Here is a 23,830-nt window from a genome sequence, read left to right on the forward strand (position 1 = left end):
TTGCTTTTGGAGACGGTAGCACCATCCGGCGGATTAAAGCCATTGGATTTGCAATAATGGTCGCATGAGCGCACCCGCACGATCAACAGCCCCACGCCGACCCGGTGGTCGGAGCGCTCGCGTGCAGTCCGCTGTGTACACCGCCGTCGGCGAACTCGTGAGCGAGGGATACCGCGAGACCATGACGATTCCCCAGGTCGCCGAACGTGCCGGGGTGAACCCCACGAGCATCTACCGGCGGTGGGGTGTGATGGACGCGTTGCTCGAAGAGGTCGCGGTTGCGGCGCTGACCAAGAACGAACCGCTCCCGGACACCGGCAGCATCGCCGGAGACCTGCGCGCCTGGGCGACGGTGATCGTCGACGACATCACCCGCCCCGAGCGGACGACATACCTACGAGCGATGGTCGGTGCCCGCAAGGAGATCGGTACATGTCCCTGCTGGGACACCCGTGACGCCCAACTTCAGTCGATGATCGAACGCGCACGAAGCCGCGGGGAGAAGGTGCCGTCGGCGCGACGGGCTCTCGACCACATCGTCGCTCCGCTCTACCACCACGTGGTCTTCGGTCTCCCGGCTGACCGCGCCTACGCCGATCGGTTGGTCGAAGACGTGCTCGCGATGGGCGAAGCCTGAGGCGAACGTGTCGCCTGCGCACTGAAAACCGTGCTCAGGGCGCCTCATTGGCTTAGTGTTTATTTTCCGGGGCACTGTGGCGGCGGGTTCCTTCGGTGACCCAAGGCTGCGGCGAGCCTGACCCGCCCGATCGCTGGGGTGAGAGCGGAAACTGAACAGGTAGGGAAGCAACGTGGGATTTGTGATCGGGTTCGCGCCCTGGATTCTGTTCTGGGTTCTGGTGGGCAACGCCGGTTTCTTGACGGCGGTACTCGTCGCCTTCGCGCTCACCATCGCAGGTCAGGTCTTCCAGCGCTGGCGTGGCGAGCCCTTCCGCTCTCTGGAGGTCGGCACGATCGTCGTCTTCGTGCTCCTGGTGATCGCCGCCCTCACCCTCGACGACGACGTCCTGGAGCGCTGGCTGCAGCCGCTGTCGAATCTCGGCCTATTCCTCATCGCACTTGGAGGTGTCCTGCTCGGCCGGCCGTTCGTCCGTGAGTACGCCGAGGACTCGGTGGATGCGAAAACCGCCACCACCGATGGATTCCGCTACATCACCAACGCCATGACGTGGATGTGGGTGGCCGCCTTCGGCGCGATGACCCTGCTCTCGATCATCCCGCCGCTCGTCGACGGCGACGCGACGATCAAGGACGACGGCGATGCACTCTCCATCATCTGTTACTGGGTGGCGCCCTTCACGTTGCTCGGCATCGCTGGGGTGGTGTCGTCGGTGTTCCCCAATTGGTTCGAGACGCGCTCGGTGGAGGTGTCCGCCCGGGACGCGGGTGCAGAGACGATCGTCGATCAGCCGTCGCCCGCGCCCGACACCACGGACGGTCTGGCGATCACCGCTCCGAGCTCATCCCGGCACGACGAGAGTTTCGGCGTGCAGCTCACCGGTGCCGAACCCGGTGTCCGCGTGGAGATCGACGTCAGTGGGACAGACCTGTTCGGTCGCCGCTGGCGCGCACAGGCGGCCTTCACGTCATCGGCCGACGGCACAGTCGATGTCGCCCGGGATGTCCCGGTCGAGGGGGACTGGTCGGTCGCCGATCCGGATGCGCCACTGTGGGCGATGCGGCCCGACATCTCCGACTCCACGGCGCCGGACCTGTTTGTTCCTCCGGTCGGTCCCTGGCACGTGACTATCGAGGCGACCTCCACCGGAAGGTCGGCCCGGCGGACGGTGTCGAGATTCCCGTCCGAGGTCGGCGTCGACGAGCGCGAGCTACAGATCGGCGGACGAGCGGCGCTCCTGGCGACGCCGGGTGGAACCGCGCCCGACGCGGGCTGGCCCGCGGTCGCCTGCTTCGGCGGGTCCGAAGGCGGGGTCGACTCGCAGCGCGCGACCATCGCGACGCTCGCCTCCAACGGCTTCGCAGCGCTGGCCTACTCCTGGGTCGACGAGTCGACGGCACACGCGGAGGCGCCGCTGGCCCAGATCCCTCTCGAGCGGTTCGCCGACGCGGTTGCCACGTTGACGTCGCTGCCCGGGATCGACCGCGCGCGGATCACCGCCATGGGCATCTCGAGGGGGGCCGAAGGACTGCTCGCCGCGGCCACGGTCACGCAGCTGCCGGTGAGTGGCCTCGTGTTGATCAGCCCGAGTTCGGTGTCGTGGCAGGCCATCGGACCCGATGGCGAGATACCCGACACCCCCACCTGGACATCGGGCGGGCAAGACGTCCCATGGGCGCCTCTTCCGACCGGTTCCCTGATGCCTCAGCTGATCCGCAATGCATGGCGCGTCCACCGCGACATCGCACACGGTCGCCCGAGTCTGCTCAAACTGCACGACGCGTACGCCGCCGGTCTCGACGAGCTCGGACCCATCACCAGCTCACCAGCCCGACTACGGAGCGAGGTCATCGACGTGCCCCTCCTCTGCATCTCCGGGACCGATGACCATCTGTGGCCGTCCGAGCGAATGGCCGATGAATTGCTCGCAGCCCGCAACCATCCGCTGGACCAGCACGCGCGGCTCGAGAATGCGGGCCATCTGATCAGACTCGGTATGTTCCCCGGCACCGCGCAGTGGAGCGCAGGCATCGCCTTCGGAGGCACCGCAGCCGGTCAGGGGCAGGGACAACGGGCAGCGACGACCGCTGTTCTCGGCTTCCTCAGTGGAGTCTTTGTCTAGACCTTGTACACGGCGTGGAGGCCGTCTCTGCACAGGGGCGAGCTCCGCCTGTTCCAGCGGTCGAGCTTCGCCTCCGGCTTCGTCTCCCACCTTGCACTCGGCACCTGAGAGTGCTAAAACGGTGGCTGGCACTCGACAACCGTGAGTGCCAGGTTGGAACGGTGAGATCGGTCCTAATGACACGACCGATCGTCCGTCGCGGGCACCGGAACCAACCACCGAACTTCAGTGTCACCCCCTATCGGAGGATCACTTCGTAATGGCCAAGATCATCGCGTTTGACGAAGAGGCCCGTCGCGGCCTCGAGCGGGGCCTCAATGCCCTCGCCGACACCGTAAAGGTGACGTTGGGACCCAAGGGTCGCAACGTCGTGCTCGAAAAGAAGTGGGGCGCCCCCACCATCACGAACGACGGCGTCTCCATCGCCAAGGAGATCGAGCTCGAGGATCCCTACGAGAAGATCGGCGCAGAGCTGGTCAAAGAGGTCGCCAAGAAGACCGACGACGTCGCGGGCGACGGCACCACCACCGCCACCGTTCTCGCTCAGGCACTCGTTCGTGAAGGCCTGCGCAACGTCGCTGCCGGCGCGAACCCGCTGGGCCTCAAGCGCGGCATCGAGAAGGCCGTCGAGGCTGTCACCGAGTCGCTGCTGAAGTCCGCCAAGGAGATCGACACCAAGGAGCAGATCGCTGCTACCGCTGGTATCTCCGCCGGTGACCCGGCCATCGGCGAGCTCATCGCCGAGGCCATGGACAAGGTCGGCAAAGAAGGCGTCATCACCGTCGAAGAGGCACAGACTTTCGGCCTGAGCCTCGAGCTCACCGAGGGCATGCGCTTCGACAAGGGCTACATCTCCGGTTACTTCGTGACCGACGCAGATCGCCAGGAAGCCGTTCTCGAGGATCCGTACATCCTGCTGGTCTCCGGCAAGGTGTCGACCGTCAAGGACCTGCTGCCGCTGCTGGAGAAGGTCATCCAGGCCGGCAAGCCGCTGCTGATCATCGCCGAGGACGTCGAGGGCGAAGCCCTTTCGACCCTGGTGGTCAACAAGATCCGTGGCACCTTCAAGTCTGTTGCCGTCAAGGCTCCGGGCTTCGGTGACCGTCGCAAGGCCATGCTGGCCGACATCGCCATCCTCACCGGTGGCGAGGTCATCAGCGAAGAGGTCGGCCTGTCGCTCGAGAGCGCCGGCATCGAACTCCTCGGCACCGCCCGCAAGGTCGTCGTCACCAAGGACGAGACCACCATCGTCGAGGGCTCGGGCGACTCCGACGCCATCGCCGGTCGTGTGTCGCAGATCCGCGCCGAGATCGAGAACAGCGACTCCGATTACGACCGTGAGAAGCTGCAGGAACGTCTGGCCAAGCTGGCCGGCGGCGTTGCTGTGATCAAGGCCGGTGCTGCCACCGAGGTCGAGCTCAAGGAGCGCAAGCACCGCATCGAAGATGCCGTGCGTAACGCCAAGGCTGCTGTCGAAGAGGGCATCGTCGCCGGTGGCGGCGTGGCTCTGCTGCAGTCCGAGCCCGCCATCGACGGACTCTCCCTGGAAGGCGACGAGGCCACTGGCGCCAACATCGTCCGCGTCGCCCTGGAGGCTCCGGCCAAGCAGATCGCGATCAACGCAGGCCTCGAGCCCGGTGTTGTCGCCGACAAGGTCCGCAACAGCCCGCTGGGAACCGGCCTCAACGCCGCAACCGGTGTGTACGAGGACCTGCTGGCCCGTGGCATCAACGACCCGGTGAAGGTCACCCGCTCGGCGCTGCAGAACGCAGCTTCGATCGCGGCTCTGTTCCTCACCACCGAGGCCGTCGTTGCCGACAAGCCCGAGAAGAACGCTGCACCGGCCATGCCGGGCGGCGACGAGATGGGCGGCATGGGCTTCTAGTCCACGCTTCTCGCTCTACCGTTCACGCGAACCGGCCCACTCCTTCGGGAGTGGGCCGGTTTCGTTTGTGCGTGCGTGGTTGCACGCAAGTCGGTGTCGGAGGGCCGGATGTGACGTCACAGACCCACCTGTGTGCACTCATGCCCACCGCGCTTCCTTGGTTGCACACAGTGCGAACACGTGCGCAGCTACTAGCGGGCGGGATGACCAAACGCGAAGTCTCGCGTCTGAATCGACTATTGCCTGAGGTGTACTCGACGTCCGACCCGGGACACATCGAACTCTGTGCGGCAGTCACCTTGTGGAAGCCGACTGCCGTTCTCAGTCACACCACCGCTGCGTGGTTGTGGGGATTGCTGGAGGACGAGCCCACGATTGTCGAGGCCACCGTTTCGCCGAGCGTCTCGGTCCGAGGGCCGAACGGGGTGCGACTTCACCGGCGCCCAGATGTACACGCGGTGCGCCGCAAAGGGCTGCCGGTGGTGCCGATCGAGCACTGCCTCATCGACGTCGCCACCACGCTTGATCAGCCGGCCCTCGAGGCTCTGTTCGACGCCGCGATCGGAACACGGGTGAATTGGCGGGCCGTTGCTCACCTCTGCGAACGTTCAACAGGACGCCACGGCATCGTCGCTGTTCGCGAGCAACTGCGCACGTGCTGTCCTCTCACCCGCTCGGAACCGGAGAGATTGGTGGCTCGCGCATTGAGTGCGCGAAACTTCCCGCTCGAGATCAACGTGAGAGTCGGCCGCTACTACGGCGACCTGGTGTGCCGTCGTGCAAGGGTCATCGTCGAAATCGACGGACGCGATTTCCATACAGACCCCGCAACTTTCAACAACGACAGAAAGCGCCAGAACGAACTCGTCGACGATGACTGGCGCATCCTTCGCTACTCGGCCGCGACTGCGATCGCCAACCTCGACGATGTCGTAGACGACATCATCCGCGTCGTGCGCAAACGTCGCCGAAGCAGGCGGGCCTGAGTGCACACAGGTTGGTCCACGTCGTCGCATCCGGCCCCCGACTGCGATTTGTGTGCAGCTGGGCATAAGCCCCGTGCCTGAGTGCACACAAGCATGCCTGTGTCGTCGCATCCAGCCCTCCGACAGCGACTTGTGTGCAAACCGGCACGCCAGCCCCCACCCGACCGCATCAAATCGCCGCGAGGGGGTATGCGAACTTCATGCAGACCTTCTTGCCGTATCCGGACTTCGCGCGCTCGGCCGCGGTATTGGACGTGCCGCGGTTGGGGAAGCAGCGGGTCGAAACACTGCAGATCCTGCGGGCGCTCGAACTGTTCGACTACGGGTGGGGGAACCATCCGGCGGTGCAGATGTGGCGTGGACATACCCCGGCCTTGGTTTGCTACGGACTGACCTTTGTCGAGGTGTGGACCGCCGGCGGGCGGGCCGACACCACCGCGGGGAAGATCGCGGAGTTCGCGCCGGAGGTGGTCGGGCGCCCTCAATCGGAGCTGGTGGCTGACGGCCTGATGCCACCGTGGTGGGACGACGAACGCCTCTACCTCAGTCACCGCGCCGCATTGGTTCGGAAGGATCCGGAGTTCTACGTCCCCGTGTTCGGGGAGATGGACGGCGACATGCCGTACTTCTGGCCCGACCCTCCAGAAGTCTCGACGCAGCTGCGCACCGGTGACCGCACGGTCTGGGTGGTGCGGCCGTCGTCTGCAGAGCAGTACGAAGAGTTCAGGCGCCGCGGCATCGTCGGTTTCGGGACCGAGTCCGGTATCGATGTCATCGCGGCGGCAGGCGGCGATCTCCGCACGCTGCTGAAGGAACGGGCTCCGGAACGCCGGCCGGGCAAGGATCTGCGTGTCCTGGCCTCGTTTGTCGGTGACCTGTCCGTGGGCGACGAGATCGCGGTGCCGATTCCGGACACACGGGATCTGGACGTCGGAAGGCTGACGGGAGATTATCAATTCTTCCGCAGCGCAACGACTCTCGTTCCGCACCGCAGGCGGGTGCAGTGGGAGGGAGTACTCGCCCGCAGCGATGTCATGCCGCCGGCTCTGCTCCAGAATCCGCGGGCGCTGTTCCCCGTGCCAGTCGCCACTCGATGACGGAACCTGGTTCGTGTCATCGCTGATCACGCCACTGGCAATGACAACGAAACCGCGGATTTGAGTAGTTTCACGCTGCCGTGACCTCGGTGCGCGGTCCTACTCTCATCGTCATGACCTACGGTCCTCCCGCCATGACGTACCCGCACCCCACCCCGATTTCGGCGATTCCACCCCGCAGTCCGGGCCTGGTCGTCGACGTCATCGCGACGCTTTTCTTGCTGGCTCTGCAAGTCCTCGTCCTCGTGGGCAGCGTGTACATGAGCCTCTTCTTCGTCATGGCCACCGACAGCTGCTACGCCGATCGGTGTGACACGGACAATCTGCTTTGGGCGTACGTCGTCGCAGATGGCGGAGGTGTGGCGGCTGTGGCGGTGCCGATCATCGCCGCGTCCATTTTGATGGTGCGGCGCCGGGTGGCGTTCTGGGTTCCGGTGGTGGGCCTGATCCTGCAGATCTTCACCTTCGCACTCGGAGCCGGATTGGCCAGCAGCGTCGTGCCCTCCTGACACGCCGGTCTACGTGACGCTGGGAATGCCGATCGACACCACGCTGTTGCACGTCACATGGCTTCGATCACCGTGGATATCTGGTCCGACATCGCGTGCCCGTGGTGCTATATCGGCAAACGCAAGTTCGAGGCCGGGCTCGCCGACTTCGCCGGCCGCGACGACGTCGAGGTGACCTACCACAGCTTCGAGCTGGCCCCGGATACCCCCGTGGACTTCGACGGCTCGGAGGTCGACTTCCTCGTGCAGCACAAGGGGATGCCGGCAGGGCAGGTGCGCCAGATGCTCGACCAGGTCAGCGCCATCGCGGATGAGGTGGGTCTCCGGTACAACTTCGATGCACTGCTGCACACCAACACCCGCAGGGCGCACGAGCTGCTGCACTACGCCAAGCAACAGGGCAAGCAGCTGGAGATGGCCGAGCGACTGTTCGCCGCCTACTTCAGCGAGGGGCGGCACCTGGGGCGCGACGAGGAACTCGCCGAGCTTGGCGCCGATGTGGGTCTCGACCGCGGCGCCATCGAGAATGTCCTGGCGGCAGGCGATTACGTCTCAGCGGTGGACGCCGACATCGCGCAGGCACGTGAATACGGCATCAACGGGGTCCCGTTCTTCGTGATCGACGGCCGCTACGGCGTGTCCGGCGCCCAGGCTCCCGAAACATTCACCTCGGTGCTCGAGCGTGCACGGGACGAAGCGAAAGACGTGACCGCGGATGCCTGATCACATGGCCCAGCCCTTCGAACTCGTCGGTGAGGTCGATGCCGGAGTCTGTGTCGACGGCTACTGCGCGGTCCCGCGAGATCTGCTGAGCGACAGTGAGAACGGCACGAGCGATCACCGTCCGAACCACTCCTTGGACAACAGCTCGTAGGAGCGCACCCGCGCGGCGTGATCGTGCGTGATGGTGGTGATCGACAGCTCGGAGGCGCCGGTGGCGTCGCGGAGTTTTTCGAGTTTGTCCGCGACAGTGGCCGGAGATCCCACGAATTGGGTCAGCACACGGTCCCGCACGAGATCGCGGTCGTCTTCGGTCCATTCGATTGCCGCGGCCTCGGCCGGGGTGGGGTAGGGGATTGCACCTTCGCCGCGTCGAATGCTGCGAACCCACGGTGCGTAACCGCTGGCGAGCTCGACCGCTTCATCGTCCGTTTCGGCGACAACAGCATCGACAGAGACGGCGACGTACGGCTCGGGTACATCAACCGACGGTTGAAACGCTGCACGGTAGGCCTCGGCAGCGTCGATCACCGTGCTCGGGCTGTGGTGGTAGCTGGCAACAAATCGCAGCCCTTTCGTCCCGGCGACCGTGGCGCTCGCGCCGCCGGACGCACCGAGGATCCAAACCTGCACATCGGCACCCTCGCCGGGAGATGCGTGGGCGGATAGCCCATCCGAGCTCACGTAGGTGCCGTCGAGCAACGCGAGTACGGTCGAGACCTGCTCGTCGTAGTCGGGGGCGTATGCGCCCGGTTGTTGGAGCAGGTTCAGCACATGCCCAAGAGCCTTCTTCGAATAACCGGAGGACACGTCGTACTGCTTGGGCAGCAGCAGGCCGTTCGGTGTGTGGCTGTCCTGGTTGTGTTCGGCGCCGCCACGTCCGGCCAGATAGGCCTTGGCCGCACTCTCGTTCTCAGTTCCGGAAGTGGGGGCCGGACGCGAGGGCGAGCGTCCGATCCCCAGATCGAGTCGGCCGGGATGGAGGGCGTCGATGAGTCCGAACTCTTCCACGGTTGCCAGAGGGGAACGGTGTCCGAATTGCACACCGGCCGAGCCCAATCGGATCGTCGATGTGGATCCGGCGACAAGCGCGATCTCGACCGCCGGTGATGACCCCAGGACACCGGGGTTCAGGTGGTGTTCGGCGAACCAGTAGCGGGCATAGCCGAATCTCTCGGCCTGCTGAGCCAGGTCGATGGTGTTCCGCAGCGCGGTGGTGCTGTCGGATCCGCTCGAACGGGGCACGAGGTCCAGGACGGACAGCGGAACGGCAGTGCCCATGAGATGCTCCTGAGGTTGATGGCTGCTCACAGATCGGCCGAGCAACTCCTGATCCGGTGGTCGAGCCACTGACGACGATACCGGCGTCCTCACCGCGAGACGACTTACAATCTCGCGGGACATTAACCTGGCGGAACCATCATTTCGGTTGTACGACGGCACATCTGGGCCGTTGGGTAGAACTCGAGGTGACCCCGCCGAGCGTGCCGGAGCCGCACGCTCGGCGGGATCATCGATGCCTTATTCGGCGGCTGACACCGTCTTGGTGAGCAGGTTGGCCAACGTCTTGCTGAAGGCAGCCGGCTGCTTCGGGGTGCCACCTTCGGCCAGCAACGCTGCGCCGTAGAGCAATTCGGCCGTCTGCCGAAGCGACTCGTCGTCGCCGCGAGCCGCGAAGGCCTCCTGGAGTCCCTTGGTGAGGGCGTGGTCGGGGTTGAGTTCGAGGATGCGCTTGCTGTCGGGCATCGGGTAACCCGATTCCCGGTACATCCGTTCGAGGGCAGGCGAAAGACTCTGCGCCTCACCGACGATGCAGGCCGCCGAATCGGTGAGCCGGCTCGACAACCGCACCTGACTGACGTCGTCGATGAGGACGCCGGTCAACCAGGTGAGCAATTCGTCGAATTGCTTGTTGTCTTTGTTGTCATCTTCCTTGTCCGCTGTGTCGGACAGATCGACTTCGCCCTTGGCCACGGACTGCAGGGGCTTACCCTCGAAATTGAAGATCTGGCCGACCCACATCTCGTCGATCGGGTCGGTGAGCAGCAGCACCTCGATGCCCTTCTTCTTGAACGCCTCGAGATGCGGCGAGTTCTCCAGCTGCTCGCGTGATTCGCCTGTGGCGTAGAAGATCTGGCTCTGGTCGTCCTTCATTCGTTCGACGTACTCGGCCAGCGTTGTGGCGGTGTCGACCGAATGGGTGGAGCTGAACGAACAGATCGCCAGGAGCGCGTCCCGGTTGTCTGCGTCCTGGAGCAGGCCCTCTTTGAGGACCCGGCCGAACTGCGACCACACGGTGTCGTACTTCTCGCGGTCATTGGCCCGCATGTCCTTGATCGTCGAGAGAACCTTCTTGGTCAACCGCCGCCGGATGGCCTTGATCTGCCGGTCCTGCTGCAAGATCTCGCGAGAGACGTTGAGCGACAGATCTTGTGCGTCGACGAGCCCCTTGACGAAACGCAGGTACTCGGGCATGAGCTCTTCGCAGTCGTCCATGATGAACACACGCTTGACGTAGAGCTGGACGCCGGTGTGGCGTTCGCGCATGAACAGGTCGAACGGTGCCGTGGACGGGATGAAGAGCAGGGCCTGGTACTCGAAGGTGCCCTCGGCCTTCATCGGGATGATCTCGAGGGGCTCGTCCCACGCGTGGCTGATGTGCCGGTAGAAGTCCGCGTACTCCTCGTCGGTCACCTCCGACCGGGGTCGGGTCCACAGCGCCTTCTGCGAGTTGAGCACCTCTGTGGTGGTGGTCTCGGTCGGCTCGTCGGCGTCGGCGGCCGCGTCATCCGCGTCGTCGTCGCTGGGGGCCTTCGGCGGCACAGGAGTGGTCACGTCCATGCGGATGGGCCACGAGATGAAGTCGGAGTACTTCTTGACCAGCTGACGGACCTGGGGCACCGAGGTGTAGTCGTGCAGATCGTCCTCGGCGTCCTCAGGCTTGAGGTGCAGCGTCACCGAGGTGCCCTGCGGTGCCTCGGCGACGTCCTCGATCGTGTACGTGCCCGCGCCTGCCGATTCCCACCGCGTCGCGGAGGTCTCGCCGGCCTTGCGGGTCAGCAGGGTGACCTTGTCGGCCACCATGAACGTCGAGTAGAAGCCGATGCCGAACTGGCCGATGAGCTCCTCGGCGGCGCCCGAGCCCGCAGCCTCGGCCTCTTTTGCCTCTTTCAGCTTGCGGCGGACATCGGCCGTACCCGACTTCGCGAGCGTGCCGATGAGGTCGACGACCTCGTCGCGAGACATGCCGATCCCGTTGTCGGTGATGGTGAATGTCCGGGCGTCGGGATCCAGTGAGATCTCGATGTGGAGGTCGGAGGTGTCGACCTCGAGATCCTTGTTCCGGTATGACTCCAGGCGCAGCTTGTCGAGGGCATCGCTGGCGTTGGACACCAGCTCGCGGAGAAATGAATCCTTGTTCGAGTAGATCGAGTGGATCATCAGATCCAGGAGTTGCCGCGTCTCGGTGGCGAACTCCATCTCTTCGACTTGAGCGCTCACGTGATGCTCCTTCGGTTGTCGCAGATGTCGGTTGTTACAGGGTGTTGCTGGCAGTATTCGGTCGCGGGGTCCGACCAAACATTTTAGGCAGGCCGCTCGTAGTACATTCAGACCTCATGTCTGGTACGGGGAACGGTCGGTATCGGTGAGTTCGGTCATCCAGAATGTTCTCGGTCGGGAATTCGAGAATCTGCATCCCAACATGCAATGGCGGTATGGGATCGATTCCACCTCGCAACTGTCGCAGGTGGCCGGTGGGATGCTCGAGTCGGTCTACTGCTCGGCGATGCTGCCCGCGATGTTGTTCCACATGCGTAAACGCAACGCGATGCCCACCAAGACCAGCAGGCTCGTCCCGTTCACGATGCACAACTACTGCTATCAGGACGAGCTCGGGCGCGAATGCCTCGCGGTGCTTCGGTCGTTCGACTACACAACCGGCTCACATGGGCTGAACTCGCTGCTCGTCGACGGCCGGGAGGGACTGGTCGACTACTTCGGCGACGGCCCGGAACTGCTGTGGCCACTCGAGGCACACGCCGACGCCCGCGGTTCGCTGGTCTTCGAGAGTGGCCCGATGCGGCTGCTCGCCGGCCCGAAGGTGGGCATGCGTGGTCTCCTCGCTGCGCGGATGAGGTACATCGAGGGCTGGGACGAACGGCACAACCGGTTCCGGGTGGATGCCTCGGTGCGTAACCCGGTGCTCGGTGAGCTCATCCACTACCGCGGTTGGTTCACCGCGCGCGACGAGCCCTGCCACCTGCGTGACATCCCGGACGAGGCCTGGCCACTGCGCCTCGAAGAACGCGAACACTGACCGGCGCTTGTTCAGCTCTCCGGACGCTTGAGTCCCAGGTGGTCGCGCAGGGTGGAACCTTCGTAGTCGGTCCGGTAGACGCCGCGTTCCTGCAGCAGCGGGACCACCTTGTCGGCGAACTCGTCGAGCCCGCCAGGGGTGATGTGCGGAACGAGGATGAAGCCGTCGCTTGCATCTTCCTGAACGAACTCATTGATGGTGCGGGCGACCGTGACCGGTGACCCGATGAACGACTGCCGGCCGGTCACCTCGATGATCAGCTCACGTGTGCTGAGGTTGTCCGCCTCGGCCCGTGCTCGCCATTCGTTCGCCACGTCGCGCGGATCGCGGTGGATACGAACGCTGGCCCGCCCCTTGGCGACCGTGTTCTCGCCCGGCAGGGGATCGATCGACGGCAGCGGGCCGTCGGGGTCGTGGTCGGACAGGTCGCGATTCCACAGCTGCTCGAGGAACTTGATCGCGGTCTGGCCACTGACCTGTTGCAACCGGATCTCGTGTGCGCGGTCGGCGGCGTCGGCGTCGGTGTCACCGAGAACAAACGTCGCTGCCGGCAGGATCAGCAGGTCCTCGCTGCGTCTGCCGTAGGTGGCCAGCCGGCCTTTGACGTCCTTGTAGAACGCCTGGCCGTCGTCGAGTGTGGAGTGCCTGGAGAAGATGGCGTCGGCCTCTGCTGCAGCGAACTCACGACCCTCGTCGGAGTCGCCGGCCTGAAAGATGACCGGGCGGCCCTGGGGGCCGCGGGGGACGTTGAACTGCCCGGAGATGTCGAACTGGTCGTCGCGGTGCGTAAACGAGCCGGCGTCAGGGCGCCGCAAGTACGTCCCTGACTCCTTGTCGGCCACGATGTCGTTGTCCTGCCACGAGTTCCAGAGCTCCGTGGCGACTTCGAGGAACTGCCTGGCCCGGTGATAGCGCTGCTCTTTCGGGAGGTAACCGCCTCGCCGGAAGTTCTCTCCGGTGAACTCGTCCCAGGAGGTCACCACATTCCACGCGGCCCTGCCGGCGGTGAGGTGGTCCAGGCTCGCGAACTGGCGGGCCACCTCATACGGCTCGTTGAACGTGGAGTTGATGGTGCCGGTCAGCCCGAGGTGTTCGGTGACGGCGGCAAGAGCGGCGAGCACGGTGAACGTGTCCGGCCGCCCGACCACATCGAGGTCGTAGATCAGCCCGTTCTGCTCACGCAGGCGAAGCCCCTCGGCGAGGAACAGAAAGTCGAACTTGGCGCGCTCGGCGGTGCGTGCGAAGTGCACAAACGACTCGAACTCGATGTGACTGCCTGCATCGGGGTCGCTCCATACCGTGGTGTTGTTCACGCCTGGGAAGTGCGCGGCCAGATGTACCTGCTTGGTCATCGGTTGATCAACTCCGCTGTGGTCTGGAATCGGTTCACCGGACGGGAGAGGCCGAGATGGCCTCGCAGAGTGCTCGATTCGTAGTGGGTACGGAACAGGCCGCGACGTTGTAATTCGGGGACGAGGTCGCGGGTGATGGCTTCCAGATCGGCAGGTATCGCACCGGGCCGCAGCCGGAAGCCGGTGATACCGGCATCGGACAGTTCGGCGAGTCGATCGGCGAGGGCCTCGGCGGTTCCGGTGAACACCTCTGCGTCACTTGTGTATTGGATGCCCGCTCGATCGTCGAGCCGCGCTTTGTGTGCTTCAGCTGCGGTTGTCGTGTCACCGAGGAAGACCACGAGGTCGGCGAACACGTGGACGATCTCGTCGGCGCGGCCGGCCTGGTCCTGCGCCGTACGGACGACGGCGATGCTCGCCTTGGCGTCGGCGACGTCGGCCGGGGTGATGAAACCGATGTCCGCGGACGTTCCGACGAACTGATACGGAATGTTTTGGTGCGCAAGGGCGGTGATGATGGGCTGACCTTGCGGTGGTCGAGGCGTGATGGACGGTCCTCGCACCGAGAAGAACCGGCCTTCGAAGTCGATGTAGTGCAGTTTGTCGCGGTCGACGAAGCGTCCGGTGGCCTTGTCGCGGATCTCGGCGTCGTCTTCCCAACTGTCCCAGAGCCTTCGGAGAACCTCTGCGTAGTCGCCTGCCTCCTCGAAGAGGTCGGCCACCAGCTCGGCGGCCACCGGGTCGCCGGCATCGGTGACCGCGAGCTCCGGGAACGTGCGCCTGCCGAACAGGGCAGCCTCGTGTGGTCGCGCCGATACCTGCACCCGGACGCCGGCCCTGCCGTTGCTGACGTAGTCGAGGGTCGCGATCGCTTTTGACAGATGGAACGGCTCGGTATGGGTGACGGTGGCGGCAGGAACCAACCCGACATGCCGCGACAGCGGTGACACCCGTGACGCGATCAGGACCGAGTCGAGCCTCCCGCTGACTCGGTCGGTGCGTGGTGAGGGCGCATCGAGTCCGGCCGGCCGGACACCGAACGTGTCCTCGATCGTCACGAAGTCCACCAGCCCGGCTTCAGCGACGCCCACCAGGTCAGCCCAGTATCGCGCGGTCAGCAGTTCAGCGGGCCTCGCCGTGGGCTCCCGCCAGGCGGCCGGATGCCATCCCGCGCCCTCGAGGGCGATCGCGAGATGCAGTTTGTCGGTGATCGGCATTCAGGACTCTCCGGTGAAGGTCGGCGGGCGGGACTCGCTGTTGGCGTGTTGTCCTGCCAACGGACCTGTCACGAGAGAGATTCCTGTGGGCGGAGTCTCGATCAGCGTGACTCTAACCCTCGCCAACTGCGACGATCACCGGCTCAATGGGTACCAACCGTCTATTGGAGCGTGCCATGCCCGTGAGCAGTCTGATGTCCGCCGATCACCTCATGATGGCGGCTGCGGCCGCGCATCCCGAAGCGCCACAGGCGATACCGACGATGCACCTGTGCGTGCCTGCCGAAGGTCGGCCCGATGATCGGCACACCCGTTCGGCTCTCGCGGCGCGAGCGATCGAGTACAGCAGGCGTTACGGGGGAACATCATGTGGATGGTTCGCCCGTCTGCGTGAAGAACTCGACTCCCGTCGCGACCTGAGCGCTCACGGTAAGTCTGCTTGACTGCCTGCCGGACCGATGTCAATGGTTCGGACTCGGTCGGCGACAACACTCCGCTCGCCGCGTGTCGTCATGAATGCTCGCGGCAGAGAGCGATCAACCAAGGGGAGTGGGTGGTGGAAGTGTTTGCGTTCGGCGCCGAATCGGGTGTGGGCGGCTGGGATTGGCGGGTGCGCGGGCGTTGCCGCGATCAGGGGATCGACTGGGAGATCTTCTTCGCACCGTCAGGACGAGAGCCCGCCGCAGTCCGAAGGCGCCGCGAGGGCGAGGCCAAAGCACTGTGCAACGGCTGCCCCGTGGTGCGGCAGTGCCGCGACCATGCCGTGGGGTTCGACGAGAAACACGGCATCTGGGGAGGGATGACGGTCGACGAGATCGCGGCCGTCGCTCGTGACGCCCGTTCGGCGTGAGCCGGCCACGATGTGGAGCGGCCGTACCGTTGCTTATCGTTACGCTGGTTCCATGACCACAAATGTTCCGACCATCGACCTCAACTCGGGGACGTCCATTCCGCAGCTGGGCCTGGGGGTGTGGCAGGCGTCCAACGAGGAGACCGAGCAGGCCGTGCGGTCTGCGATCGACGACGCCGGTTACCGCCACATCGACACCGCGGCCGCGTATGGGAACGAAGAAGGTGTCGGTCGTGCTCTTGCGGCCGCGTCCGTGGATCGTTCCGAACTGTTCGTCACCACAAAACTGTGGAACGCCGACCAGGGATTCGAGCCGGCGAAGCAGGCGTTCGACCAGAGCTTGTCGCGGCTCGGGCTGGACTACGTGGACCTATACCTGATCCATTGGCCCCTGCTGGACGACGACCGATTACTCAGGACGTGGGACGCGCTCGAGGAGATTGCGCAGAGCGGTCGCGCAAAGGCCATCGGCGTGTGCAATTTTGAACCCCGCCACCTCGAACTGCTGGTGAACCGGGGCGGAACGTTGCCGGCCGTCGATCAGGTGGAACTGCATCCGCATCTGCCGCAGCAGCAGATCCGCGACGTCGCGGACCGGCATGGCATCGTCGTCGAATCGTGGAGCCCACTGGGAGGCACCAGCAATTCGGGCTGGGGCAAGGACTCCAAACCGAACACCCTGTTGACCGATCCGCTGATCTCCCGGATCGGTGAGCAGCACGGCAAGTCCCCGGCGCAGGTCCTGATCCGTTGGCATCTGCAGAACGGTCTCGTTGTCATCCCCAAGTCGGTCAATCCCGACCGGATCGCTCAGAACATCGACGTGTTCGACTTCGAACTGACCGACGCCGATCTCGGCGACATCGCCACGCTGAACGATGGGGTGCGCGTGGGCGCAGACCCCAACGAGTTCAACGTCGGTGCTCCTGAATGATCGTCTGACGCAGCACTGAGCGGTGCGGTGATGGTCAGTCGCCGACGGCGATGATCCTGGGTGGCAGCGCTCCGTGCGGGATGGCCGGGCCGATGGCCACCCGGCTTCCCGGCGTCCGTCCGTGACCCCAGCCGAGCTCGGCTCGATAGGATCCGACCGGTGCGTCCGCCAGCGTCGTCCGGTCGGCGACCGGTTCGGACGACGGTGCCACATAAAGTGCGTCGGTGGGGCAATACGCCTCGCACATGAAGCAGGTCTGGCAGTCCGATTGCCTTGCGATGTGCGGGATCCCGTCGTTGCCGCGGTCGAACACGTCGGTGGGGCACGCGTCGATGCACTTGTCGCACCCGATGCATTTGTCCGCCAGGACGAGTTCGATCATGACGCGTGGGCCAGTGTTGGAGCGGTGGCCCGCGGCCGTGTCCACACCTCGTCCAGGCCGCCGGACAGGATGTGGTGGTGCTGGTTCGGATCCTGGTCGGGATGGTCCTCACGTTTGCTCATGCCACGACTTTCGGTGCGGCTCAACGCAGACCGGTACATCCACCGGCCCACGGCGGTGACCGCGGCTGCTTGTCTGGCCCGCACGCGGTCGGGGCCGGTGAGAGGACCCAGGTCGGCAGACAGGCCGGCCCACAGGGTGTCGAGTTCGTTCACCGCTTCCACCAGTCGATCTCCATGCCGCAGGTAGTTCTTGCGCAGCGGGAGCAACTGTTGTCGTGCCGCCGCCATCACCTCGTCGGGCTGTAGCGACGGGCGGGACGTGGGACGCAGGCCGGCCCGGCCCGCCCCGATCAGATCGTGCTGGCCGATCGGGGACTGGGCCAAGGCGTGCTGCGCCGCAGCGGAACCCGCCCATGTGCCGGACGACATGGCCCATGCCGAATTGTGGCTGCCGCCACCGGTGAAGCCTCCGCAGATCCGTTCCCTCGTTGCCGCGTCACCTGCCGCATAGAGCCCTCGCACCGAGGTGGCGCAGGTGTCGTCGACGAGGTCGACACCTCCGGTTCCGCGGACCGTGCCCTCGGCGATCAGGTCCACCTCGAAACGGTCGGTGAACGGATTGATACCACGGCGATCGAACTGCAGGAAGAAGTTGGGCTGACCGAGGCGCATCCTGCGCTGTACCTCTTCGTCGGCGCGGTCCAGCTGGGCGAACACCCTCTCGCTGAGCAACGTTCGCGCGATCACCGAGCGTCCACCGGACGACCCGGCGCCCTCGAGTACGCGCCCGTCGTCATGGAAGAAGGTGGCGTATCCGTAGTAGGCGGTCTTGGTCACCGTGGACCCGGCTGCCGCGATGCCGTAAGCGTTGGAGAACTCCATCCCGGAGAGTTGGGCTCCCACCTCTGCGGCCATCAGCGTTCCGTCGCCTGTGTCGACGTTGGTGCCCAGCGCCCGGGACAGGAATGCGCAACCGCCGCTGGCCAGCACCACCGCGCCGGAGGTGATCGAGTAGTCGCGATGGTGATGTCGTTGGTACCCGGCCGCACCGCGCACCGAGCCGTCGGGTTCCACCAGTAGTTCCAGGGCTGGGGAGTGGTCGAGGATCGTGACGCCTGCTCGCGTGATCCAGGCTCGCATCCGCCGCATGTATTCGGGACCTTGCACACCCGTGCGGTTCTCCCGGCCGGTCTCGGGATCGATGGGGAAGGGATACCGGCCCTCGGTCGCCAGGCGGTTCATGTTCAGGTAGGTCTGGTCGAGGACGCGGTCCATCCAGGAATGGTCCGCGAGGTATCCCCCCAGAGCTTCGCGGCTGGCCTTGGCTGCGCCGCGCAACTCCGGATCGGGGGCCACGTACCAGACGCCGGTGCCCGAAGGCGCTGTGGCGCCGCTTGTTCCGCAGTATCCCTTGTCCACGAGGATCACCTCGGCACCACCCTGCCGGGCGTGCAGCGCCGCCCACGCCGCAGCCGGGCCGCCGCCGATCACGAGCACGTCGGTGGACAATTCCAGTGGTGCTGACATCGGGCTCCTGATGTGACTGGCGTACGGCGACGCGGGTGTACATCGGAGGTTATGGCGGCACGGGGTACGGCAGAACCGTTGCGGTCAGGGTGATTCTGGCCCCGGCCTGATCACGGACCGGGTGCAGAGATCGGCGTACTTGCGGCACCGAACGCGTGGGGCGATAGTCGAGGTATGCCCACCGACCGAGCTGCCCTGTCCGAGTTCATCACCGAACACACCCGTGGAACCCTGGCGACCATCCGGCGCAGCGGGGTCCCGCAACTCTCCACCGTCAGCTACTCCTTCGATCCACGAGAGCAGTGCGTACGCATCTCGGTCACCGCGGATCGGGCAAAGGTCGCCAACCTGCGTCGTGACCCGCGCGCCAGTATCCACGTGAGCAGCGCTGACGGCTGGAACTACGCGGTGGCCGAGGGGCGGGTGGAACTGAGCCCGGTGGCAGCGGCGACCACCGAGGACGACACCGTGTCGGAGTTGATCGACCTCTACCGCGACGTACTCGGCGAACATCCCGACTGGGACGACTTCGCCCGCGCCATGGTGGAGGACAGGCGACTGGTCATCCGTCTCTACGCCGAGCACCTGTACGGCCGCATCGGCTGACGGCCTGGGCCGTCAGCGCTGGCGGCGCTTGGCCTCCTCCTTGAGTCCCTTCTGCGCGGTGTTGAGCGCCGTCTTCTGAGCCTGTTTCACGATCAGCCCTGGCAGCTTCACCTTCAGTTCCACGTCGAGCACGAACTCGACATGGGTTTTGTCGCCTTTGGGGGTGAGCGTGTACTGGCCGTGCTGGTAGCTCAGCTGATCGGCTTCGATGAGGTCCCAGGTGCAGGTGTTCTCGGTCCAGCTGTAGTCGAGGAGTTGGTGGTCGGTCAGGCCGACCGCCTGCAGTTCGAGCTTTACCTTCTTGGGTGCGCCGTCCTCGTGTTCTTCCAGGATCTCGACCTTTTTGTGGGGGCCGGACCACTGCGGCAGCGACTCCACGTCCATCAAGATCTCCATGACGACGGCGGGAGGGGCGTCGATGTCGAATTCGGTCTTCGCGTTGACAGGCATGGACCAAAAAGTACACCTGCCGGCGGGCCGTCCCGTCGCTTTTGCGCGGGGGAGTCGCGGCGACGTGGGCATTGTCGGTGACGGAGTTTTCGTGATCAGACCGATGCACAAGAACGGGGGCTGTGTCCGGTCCGGCCGGAGTATGGTCTGTTCGGTAAGGCCGACGTGGTACCACTGCACCGGCCGGCCAATGCCTTGACGGGGGGCACTGGATACGTGTTTTTCGTTCGTGATGGGATCAATGTTGTTCAGTAGTAATGTCTTTCGTGTTCGTTCTCGTGGCTTGGTGCGGGCGGGGGTGGCCGGGCTGATCGGTACCGCGGCGCTCGCGCTGGCCGGTCTTGCCGGGGCGGGTGGCGCATCGGCCGACCCGTTGACCTGCACTGCGGCCAACGGGCACAACGTGATTCGGACAGACGGGTACGGCGCGTGTGGAGCGAAGGCCGGCCCCGGCAGCTTTGCGCACGCTGAGGACCACAGCCGCAACGGCACCGCCGTCGCATCGTCGAACACCGGCGGAAACGCCAATGCGTACAACCTGCAACCGAATACGTCGGCACTGTCCGGTGCGGTGACGGGTGGCACGGGATACTCGATCACCACCGGGCCCGGCGGGATGGCCGTCAGCCAGGCTCGTGCGGGCGGTACGTCGATAGCGGTTGCCGGCTGGGGTGGTACGGCCTACTCGGGCCCCTACGGCACCACGTGTTCGGGCAGCTTCGCCGCAGCGGTCGACACCTCGACCGGGCAGGCCTGCATCGGATCCGGCGGCATCTGGCTCTCCACCCCGCGGCCGGCCTCTTAGAACCCACACTGCGGGGGCAGAAATCAACCCCCGCACCTCCATGCGAAGGGCGGCGCCGATCACGGTGTCGCCCTTTGCCCTGTCTGGATGCCGCGTCCGGCCCGTGACGACCGTGACCGCTGGATCACCGCCAGTTCACCCTTCGGCCATGTAACTGCGGTGCGTCCGGTTTAGTTTGGAGAGGTGAATGAAATTCTGCGCCTCTCGGATTTCGGGCCCGACCACCCCGACGTCGGTCCCGACTTCAGCGTCGTCGCCGGCCGCGAGGCCCTCCAAAAGATCGTCGACCTCGCCGACACCACCCAGTTCCTCGTCGACGACCGCGATGATGACGATCCCCGCCTCCTGACCCTTCCCGGGCGCAACGTCATCGACACCTGGCGTGAGGACTATCCGTACGACGAGCGCATGAGTCGCGACGAGTACGAGCTGGAGAAGCGGCTGCTGCAGATCGAGTTGCTGAAGTTCCAGAAGTGGAGCAAGCGCACGAGCAGCCGGCACGTGTTCGTCTTCGAAGGGCGCGATGCGGCGGGCAAGGGCGGCACCATCAAACGTTTCATGGAGCATCTGAACCCGCGCGGTGCCCGGGTGGTCGCGCTGGAGAAGCCGTCCGAGCGTGAATCGACCCAGTGGTACTTCCAGCGATACGTGCAGCATCTGCCCGCCGCCGGGGAGATCGTCATGTTCGACCGCTCCTGGTACAACCGCACCGGTGTCGAGCGGGTGATGGGGTTCTGCACCGACGAACAACACGCCCAGTTCCTGCGGCAGGCACCGCTCTTCGAGGCCATGCTGATCGACGACGGTATGGATCTGGTGAAGTTCTGGTTCTCGGTGTCCCCGCTGGAACAGCGCACCCGCTTCGCGATTCGTCAGGTGGACCCGGTGCGTCAGTGGAAGTTGTCGCCGATGGACATCGCGTCGCTGGACAAGTGGGACAAGTACACCGCGGCCAAAGAAGAGATGTTCGCTGAGACCGACACCGAAGAAGCGCCGTGGATCGTGGTCAAGAGCAATGACAAGAAGCGGGCCCGCATCAACGCGATGCGGTACGTGCTCAACCTGTTCGACTACGACGACAAGGACGCCAACATCGTCGGGGAGCCGGATCCGCTCATCGTCGGCCGGGCACGCGATCTGCTGGGGGAGTAGACGCCGATGGCACTCGCGAGTGGTCGTATGACGGTCATGGCCTGCCTACCGCGGTTCACGCCGCCCGATCTGTAACCTGAGCCGGTGCGTTCCTTCTTTGCCGCAGTGCTGTGCCTGGTCGCCATCGTCGCGGCCGCCGTCGCCGTGCCCGCCTATTTCGTGAACGAGCGGGTTGTCGATCGTGACGGATTCCGGGAGACCGTGGCGCCGCTGGCCGACAACACGACCGTGCAGCAGTACATCGCCGACGAGATCACCGCCCAGGTTTCGTCGCAGGCGCCCCTGGTCCCCGATGGCCTGATCGCCCCGCTCGCCGACGCCTATACCAAGAGCGACAACTTCGAGCAGGACTTCGCCGACGCGATGATCCAGCAGCACGATTGGCTGTTCAAGGAGGCCACACCCGAAAGCGAGGGCGAGGTGATGTCCCTCGACCTGACGGCGATGGTCAACCGTGTCATCGCGGACGTGGGTTTCGGTGGCATCGAGATCAAGGGGCCGATCCTGGTGCCGCTGAGCGATTCTGCCCAGTCGGGACTCGAGGCGGGTCGGTACCACAATCTGGGCAACCAAATCGGTCTGCTCGCGATCAGCTCGTTGGTCATCGCGGTGGTCGCCACGGTGCTCGCCCTCGTGGTCGCACGACGGCGGGGCTTTGTGCTCTTGGCCGTGGGCTTCGGCGTGATCCTCGGCGGAATCGCGACGTGGCTCCTCGGGGAGGGCGTGCAACGACGGGCGCTCGATGAGGTCTCCGGCGCCGATGACTCGGCCCGCGAGGTCGCCGACATCATCGTCGACAAGGTCGTCGGTGACATGCAGGAGGTGGGTCTGATCGCCGTCGGCGCCGGCGTCGCCCTCGGTGCGGTGGGCCTGCTGATCTCGGTTGCGCTGGAGCGTCGCCGCTACTGACCCTCGCGTCCCGGCACGCACTCCACCAGTGGTGTCAGACCGGCATGCGAACATGTGTTCGTGTCCGAAGAGCCGCGGGAGCTGGCCAGCATCCTGCACGCCGACCTCGACTCCTTCTATGCCTCGGTCGAGCAGCGCGACCACCCCGAGCTGCGCGGCCGTCCGGTCATCGTGGGCGGAGGTGGCGTGGTCCTCGCGGCGAGCTACGAGGCCAAGGCCCGCGGGGTGCGCACTCCGATGAACGGCCGCGAGGCGGTCGCCCTGTGCCCGGACGCCGTCGTGATGCGGCCTCGTTTCGACAGCTACGTCGAGGCAAGCCAGGCAGTATTCGACATCTTTCGGGACACCACGCCCCTGGTGGAGGGCATCTCGATCGACGAGGCGTTCCTCGATGTCGGCGGTCTCTACCGGGTGAGTGGGTCACCGGCCCAGATCGGCGCCCGATTGCGCGAGCGGGTGAGGATCGAGGTCGGGCTGCCGATCACTGTCGGCATCGCGCGCACCAAGTTCCTTGCAAAGGTCGCCAGTGCGGTAGGAAAGCCGGACGGGCTGCTCGAGGTGCCGCCGGGTGGTGAACTCGAGTTCCTGCACCCGTTGCCGGTGGAACGGCTCTGGGGTGTCGGGGCGGTGACATCGCGCAAGCTTCGCGACGCGGGCCTGTCCACCGTGGGCGACCTCGCGGCCGTTGGTCAGCCGACTCTCACGTCGCTGCTCGGTCGCGGCGCCGGTTCGCACCTGTATGCGCTTGCGATGGCGCGCGATCCACGCCGGGTGGAGGTCGGGCGTCGTCGCCGGTCGATCGGGTCACAACGGGCGATGGGGCGGCGACCCAAAACCCAGGAGGATCTCGAGGCATCCATGGTGGGCATCGTCGATCGGCTCGGTAAACGCCTGCGTAAAGCAGAACGCGTGTGTCGCACTGTGATCCTCCGATTGCGGTTCGACGACTTCACCCGGGTGACGCGTTCACGAACTCTGTACGAACCCACCGACGGCACGCAGGTACTCATGACGGCCGCGCGTGCCCTGCTCGACGAAGCCATGCCGATGATCCGGGACAAGGGCTGCACGCTGATCGGGTTGTCGTTGACGAACCTCGACAGCAACGACTCCATCCAACTCGCGCTGCCGTTCGACGAGCATCACCAGGAGAAACTGGACATCACCATCGACGGGCTCAGAGACCGTTTTGGTGCCGGGGCAGTGACGCGGGCAGTTCTCATCGGACGCGATCAGGGCATGGCCGCGCCGATGCTCCCCGACTGACACCCGCAAGGCGGGAGAGCTCGAATCGGGGTCGGGACCGTCAG

23 protein-coding genes are annotated in these 23,830 nt (G+C 65.3%); 16 read left to right on the top strand and 7 right to left on the bottom strand.

All coding sequences use genetic code 11. From position 1 onward, the window contains the following. Positions 1–64: 64 nt before the first annotated feature. The 7 genes from ACVWY6_RS08615 to ACVWY6_RS08645 all read left to right on the top strand — a co-directional run bounded on the left by ACVWY6_RS08615 (position 65) and on the right by ACVWY6_RS08645 (position 7,959). Positions 65–637: a TetR/AcrR family transcriptional regulator gene (locus tag ACVWY6_RS08615; protein ID WP_062795223.1), complete on the top strand. Its 573-nt coding sequence runs from the start codon at positions 65–67 to the stop codon at positions 635–637. Positions 638–809: 172 nt separating this feature from the next. Continuing rightward, entirely contained in the window at positions 810–2,759 is a 1,950-nt protein-coding gene (locus tag ACVWY6_RS08620; protein ID WP_457537413.1) for an acyl-CoA thioesterase/BAAT N-terminal domain-containing protein, read from the top strand. A 259-nt stretch (positions 2,760–3,018) separates the two neighbouring features. Then, positions 3,019–4,644, top strand: coding sequence for a chaperonin GroEL (gene groL, locus ACVWY6_RS08625; RefSeq protein WP_023957590.1), 1,626 nt, complete (start codon positions 3,019–3,021; stop codon positions 4,642–4,644). Between the two features lie 203 nt (positions 4,645–4,847). After that, positions 4,848–5,630 (top strand): DUF559 domain-containing protein, encoded by a 783-nt coding sequence (locus ACVWY6_RS08630; protein ID WP_457537415.1) that lies wholly within the window; start codon positions 4,848–4,850, stop codon positions 5,628–5,630. Between the two features lie 200 nt (positions 5,631–5,830). Beyond that, positions 5,831–6,727 carry an MSMEG_6728 family protein gene (locus tag ACVWY6_RS08635; RefSeq protein ID WP_457537417.1) on the top strand — a complete coding sequence of 299 codons (897 nt, stop codon included), beginning with the start codon at positions 5,831–5,833 and terminating at the stop codon, positions 6,725–6,727. Positions 6,728–6,840: 113 nt separating this feature from the next. Then, positions 6,841–7,236 carry a hypothetical protein gene (locus ACVWY6_RS08640; RefSeq protein WP_457537419.1) on the top strand — a complete coding sequence of 132 codons (396 nt, stop codon included), beginning with the start codon at positions 6,841–6,843 and terminating at the stop codon, positions 7,234–7,236. 57 nt (positions 7,237–7,293) lie between these two features. Further along, on the top strand, positions 7,294–7,959 hold the full coding sequence (locus ACVWY6_RS08645) for a DsbA family oxidoreductase (protein WP_457537421.1): 666 nt from the start codon (positions 7,294–7,296) through the stop codon (positions 7,957–7,959). Positions 7,960–8,073: 114 nt separating this feature from the next. Here ACVWY6_RS08645 and ACVWY6_RS08650 read toward each other — a convergent pair whose 3' ends face one another. Both ACVWY6_RS08650 and htpG read right to left on the bottom strand, forming a co-directional pair. Beyond that, a complete protein-coding gene (locus tag ACVWY6_RS08650; RefSeq protein ID WP_457537422.1) occupies positions 8,074–9,237 on the bottom strand; it encodes an LLM class flavin-dependent oxidoreductase in 1,164 nt (387 codons plus the stop codon). 240 nt (positions 9,238–9,477) lie between these two features. Further along, positions 9,478–11,457 (bottom strand): molecular chaperone HtpG, encoded by a 1,980-nt coding sequence (gene htpG / locus ACVWY6_RS08655; protein WP_457537424.1) that lies wholly within the window; start codon positions 11,455–11,457, stop codon positions 9,478–9,480. Positions 11,458–11,602: 145 nt separating this feature from the next. Between htpG and ACVWY6_RS08660 the strand changes: the two genes are divergently transcribed. After that, entirely contained in the window at positions 11,603–12,274 is a 672-nt protein-coding gene (locus tag ACVWY6_RS08660) for a DUF4166 domain-containing protein (protein WP_023957576.1), read from the top strand. An 11-nt stretch (positions 12,275–12,285) separates the two neighbouring features. On the opposite strand, the gene ACVWY6_RS08665 is transcribed toward ACVWY6_RS08660, so the two are convergent. Together ACVWY6_RS08665 and ACVWY6_RS08670 are read right to left on the bottom strand one after the other, a co-directional pair. Further along, complete coding sequence (locus ACVWY6_RS08665; RefSeq protein ID WP_457537426.1) at positions 12,286–13,626, bottom strand: NtaA/DmoA family FMN-dependent monooxygenase; 1,341 nt, start codon at positions 13,624–13,626, stop codon at positions 12,286–12,288. Continuing rightward, positions 13,623–14,843 carry an LLM class flavin-dependent oxidoreductase gene (locus tag ACVWY6_RS08670; protein WP_457537428.1) on the bottom strand — a complete coding sequence of 407 codons (1,221 nt, stop codon included), beginning with the start codon at positions 14,841–14,843 and terminating at the stop codon, positions 13,623–13,625. The genes ACVWY6_RS08665 and ACVWY6_RS08670 overlap by 4 nt, the downstream gene beginning before the upstream one ends. A gap of 176 nt (positions 14,844–15,019) precedes the next feature. On the opposite strand from ACVWY6_RS08670, the gene ACVWY6_RS08675 reads away from it, so the two are divergent. From ACVWY6_RS08675 to ACVWY6_RS08685, 3 genes are all read left to right on the top strand, one after another. After that, entirely contained in the window at positions 15,020–15,286 is a 267-nt protein-coding gene (locus tag ACVWY6_RS08675; protein WP_457537430.1) for a hypothetical protein, read from the top strand. Positions 15,287–15,396: 110 nt separating this feature from the next. Beyond that, entirely contained in the window at positions 15,397–15,693 is a 297-nt protein-coding gene (locus ACVWY6_RS08680) for a WhiB family transcriptional regulator (protein ID WP_457537432.1), read from the top strand. 52 nt (positions 15,694–15,745) lie between these two features. Next, positions 15,746–16,627, top strand: coding sequence for an aldo/keto reductase (locus tag ACVWY6_RS08685; protein WP_457537433.1), 882 nt, complete (start codon positions 15,746–15,748; stop codon positions 16,625–16,627). A gap of 34 nt (positions 16,628–16,661) precedes the next feature. Here the strand turns inward: ACVWY6_RS08685 and ACVWY6_RS08690 are convergent, their stop codons facing one another. Both ACVWY6_RS08690 and ACVWY6_RS08695 read right to left on the bottom strand, forming a co-directional pair. Continuing rightward, positions 16,662–17,009, bottom strand: a complete 348-nt coding sequence (locus tag ACVWY6_RS08690; protein ID WP_062795235.1) for a 4Fe-4S dicluster domain-containing protein — start codon at positions 17,007–17,009, stop codon at positions 16,662–16,664. Further along, positions 17,006–18,598 (bottom strand): FAD-binding protein, encoded by a 1,593-nt coding sequence (locus ACVWY6_RS08695; RefSeq protein ID WP_457537435.1) that lies wholly within the window; start codon positions 18,596–18,598, stop codon positions 17,006–17,008. Before ACVWY6_RS08695 ends, ACVWY6_RS08690 begins: the two co-directional genes overlap by 4 nt. 174 nt (positions 18,599–18,772) lie before the next feature. Here ACVWY6_RS08695 and ACVWY6_RS08700 point away from each other — a divergent pair, with 174 nt between their 5' ends. After that, the gene (locus ACVWY6_RS08700) at positions 18,773–19,204 is read left to right on the top strand and encodes a PPOX class F420-dependent oxidoreductase (protein ID WP_457537437.1); all 432 of its coding nucleotides are present in this window, start codon (positions 18,773–18,775) and stop codon (positions 19,202–19,204) included. Between the two features lie 12 nt (positions 19,205–19,216). Here ACVWY6_RS08700 and ACVWY6_RS08705 read toward each other — a convergent pair whose 3' ends face one another. Then, a complete protein-coding gene (locus ACVWY6_RS08705) occupies positions 19,217–19,654 on the bottom strand; it encodes an SRPBCC family protein (RefSeq protein ID WP_023957558.1) in 438 nt (145 codons plus the stop codon). Positions 19,655–19,940: 286 nt separating this feature from the next. On the opposite strand from ACVWY6_RS08705, the gene ACVWY6_RS08710 reads away from it, so the two are divergent. The 4 genes from ACVWY6_RS08710 to dinB all read left to right on the top strand — a co-directional run bounded on the left by ACVWY6_RS08710 (position 19,941) and on the right by dinB (position 23,786). Beyond that, positions 19,941–20,459, top strand: coding sequence for a DUF6764 family protein (locus ACVWY6_RS08710; RefSeq protein WP_243404745.1), 519 nt, complete (start codon positions 19,941–19,943; stop codon positions 20,457–20,459). A gap of 183 nt (positions 20,460–20,642) precedes the next feature. After that, the gene (gene ppk2 / locus ACVWY6_RS08715) at positions 20,643–21,611 is read left to right on the top strand and encodes a polyphosphate kinase 2 (RefSeq protein ID WP_174548696.1); all 969 of its coding nucleotides are present in this window, start codon (positions 20,643–20,645) and stop codon (positions 21,609–21,611) included. Between the two features lie 84 nt (positions 21,612–21,695). Beyond that, positions 21,696–22,520, top strand: a complete 825-nt coding sequence (locus tag ACVWY6_RS08720) for a hypothetical protein (RefSeq protein ID WP_457537439.1) — start codon at positions 21,696–21,698, stop codon at positions 22,518–22,520. Positions 22,521–22,574: 54 nt separating this feature from the next. Further along, entirely contained in the window at positions 22,575–23,786 is a 1,212-nt protein-coding gene (dinB, locus tag ACVWY6_RS08725) for a DNA polymerase IV (RefSeq protein ID WP_457537440.1), read from the top strand. The last annotated feature ends 44 nt before the right edge of the window (positions 23,787–23,830 follow it).

The organism is Williamsia sp. R60 (assembly GCF_054063855.1).

What these genes read in the sequence shown, in the direction of transcription:
- ACVWY6_RS08615 (WP_062795223.1), top strand. Translation starts at nt 65, where the DNA reads ATGAGCGCACCCGCACGATCAACAGCCCCACGCCGACCCGGTGGTCGG.
- groL (WP_023957590.1), top strand. Translation starts at nt 3,019, where the DNA reads ATGGCCAAGATCATCGCGTTTGACGAAGAGGCCCGTCGCGGCCTCGAG.
- ACVWY6_RS08630 (WP_457537415.1), top strand. Translation starts at nt 4,848, where the DNA reads ATGACCAAACGCGAAGTCTCGCGTCTGAATCGACTATTGCCTGAGGTG.
- ACVWY6_RS08635 (WP_457537417.1), top strand. Translation starts at nt 5,831, where the DNA reads ATGCAGACCTTCTTGCCGTATCCGGACTTCGCGCGCTCGGCCGCGGTA.
- ACVWY6_RS08640 (WP_457537419.1), top strand. Translation starts at nt 6,841, where the DNA reads ATGACCTACGGTCCTCCCGCCATGACGTACCCGCACCCCACCCCGATT.
- ACVWY6_RS08645 (WP_457537421.1), top strand. Translation starts at nt 7,294, where the DNA reads ATGGCTTCGATCACCGTGGATATCTGGTCCGACATCGCGTGCCCGTGG.
- ACVWY6_RS08650 (WP_457537422.1), bottom strand. Translation starts at nt 9,237, where the DNA reads ATGGGCACTGCCGTTCCGCTGTCCGTCCTGGACCTCGTGCCCCGTTCG.
- ACVWY6_RS08665 (WP_457537426.1), bottom strand. Translation starts at nt 13,626, where the DNA reads ATGACCAAGCAGGTACATCTGGCCGCGCACTTCCCAGGCGTGAACAAC.
- ACVWY6_RS08670 (WP_457537428.1), bottom strand. Translation starts at nt 14,843, where the DNA reads ATGCCGATCACCGACAAACTGCATCTCGCGATCGCCCTCGAGGGCGCG.
- ACVWY6_RS08675 (WP_457537430.1), top strand. Translation starts at nt 15,020, where the DNA reads ATGCCCGTGAGCAGTCTGATGTCCGCCGATCACCTCATGATGGCGGCT.
- ACVWY6_RS08685 (WP_457537433.1), top strand. Translation starts at nt 15,746, where the DNA reads ATGACCACAAATGTTCCGACCATCGACCTCAACTCGGGGACGTCCATT.
- ACVWY6_RS08690 (WP_062795235.1), bottom strand. Translation starts at nt 17,009, where the DNA reads ATGATCGAACTCGTCCTGGCGGACAAATGCATCGGGTGCGACAAGTGC.
- ACVWY6_RS08695 (WP_457537435.1), bottom strand. Translation starts at nt 18,598, where the DNA reads ATGTCAGCACCACTGGAATTGTCCACCGACGTGCTCGTGATCGGCGGC.
- ACVWY6_RS08700 (WP_457537437.1), top strand. Translation starts at nt 18,773, where the DNA reads ATGCCCACCGACCGAGCTGCCCTGTCCGAGTTCATCACCGAACACACC.
- ACVWY6_RS08705 (WP_023957558.1), bottom strand. Translation starts at nt 19,654, where the DNA reads ATGCCTGTCAACGCGAAGACCGAATTCGACATCGACGCCCCTCCCGCC.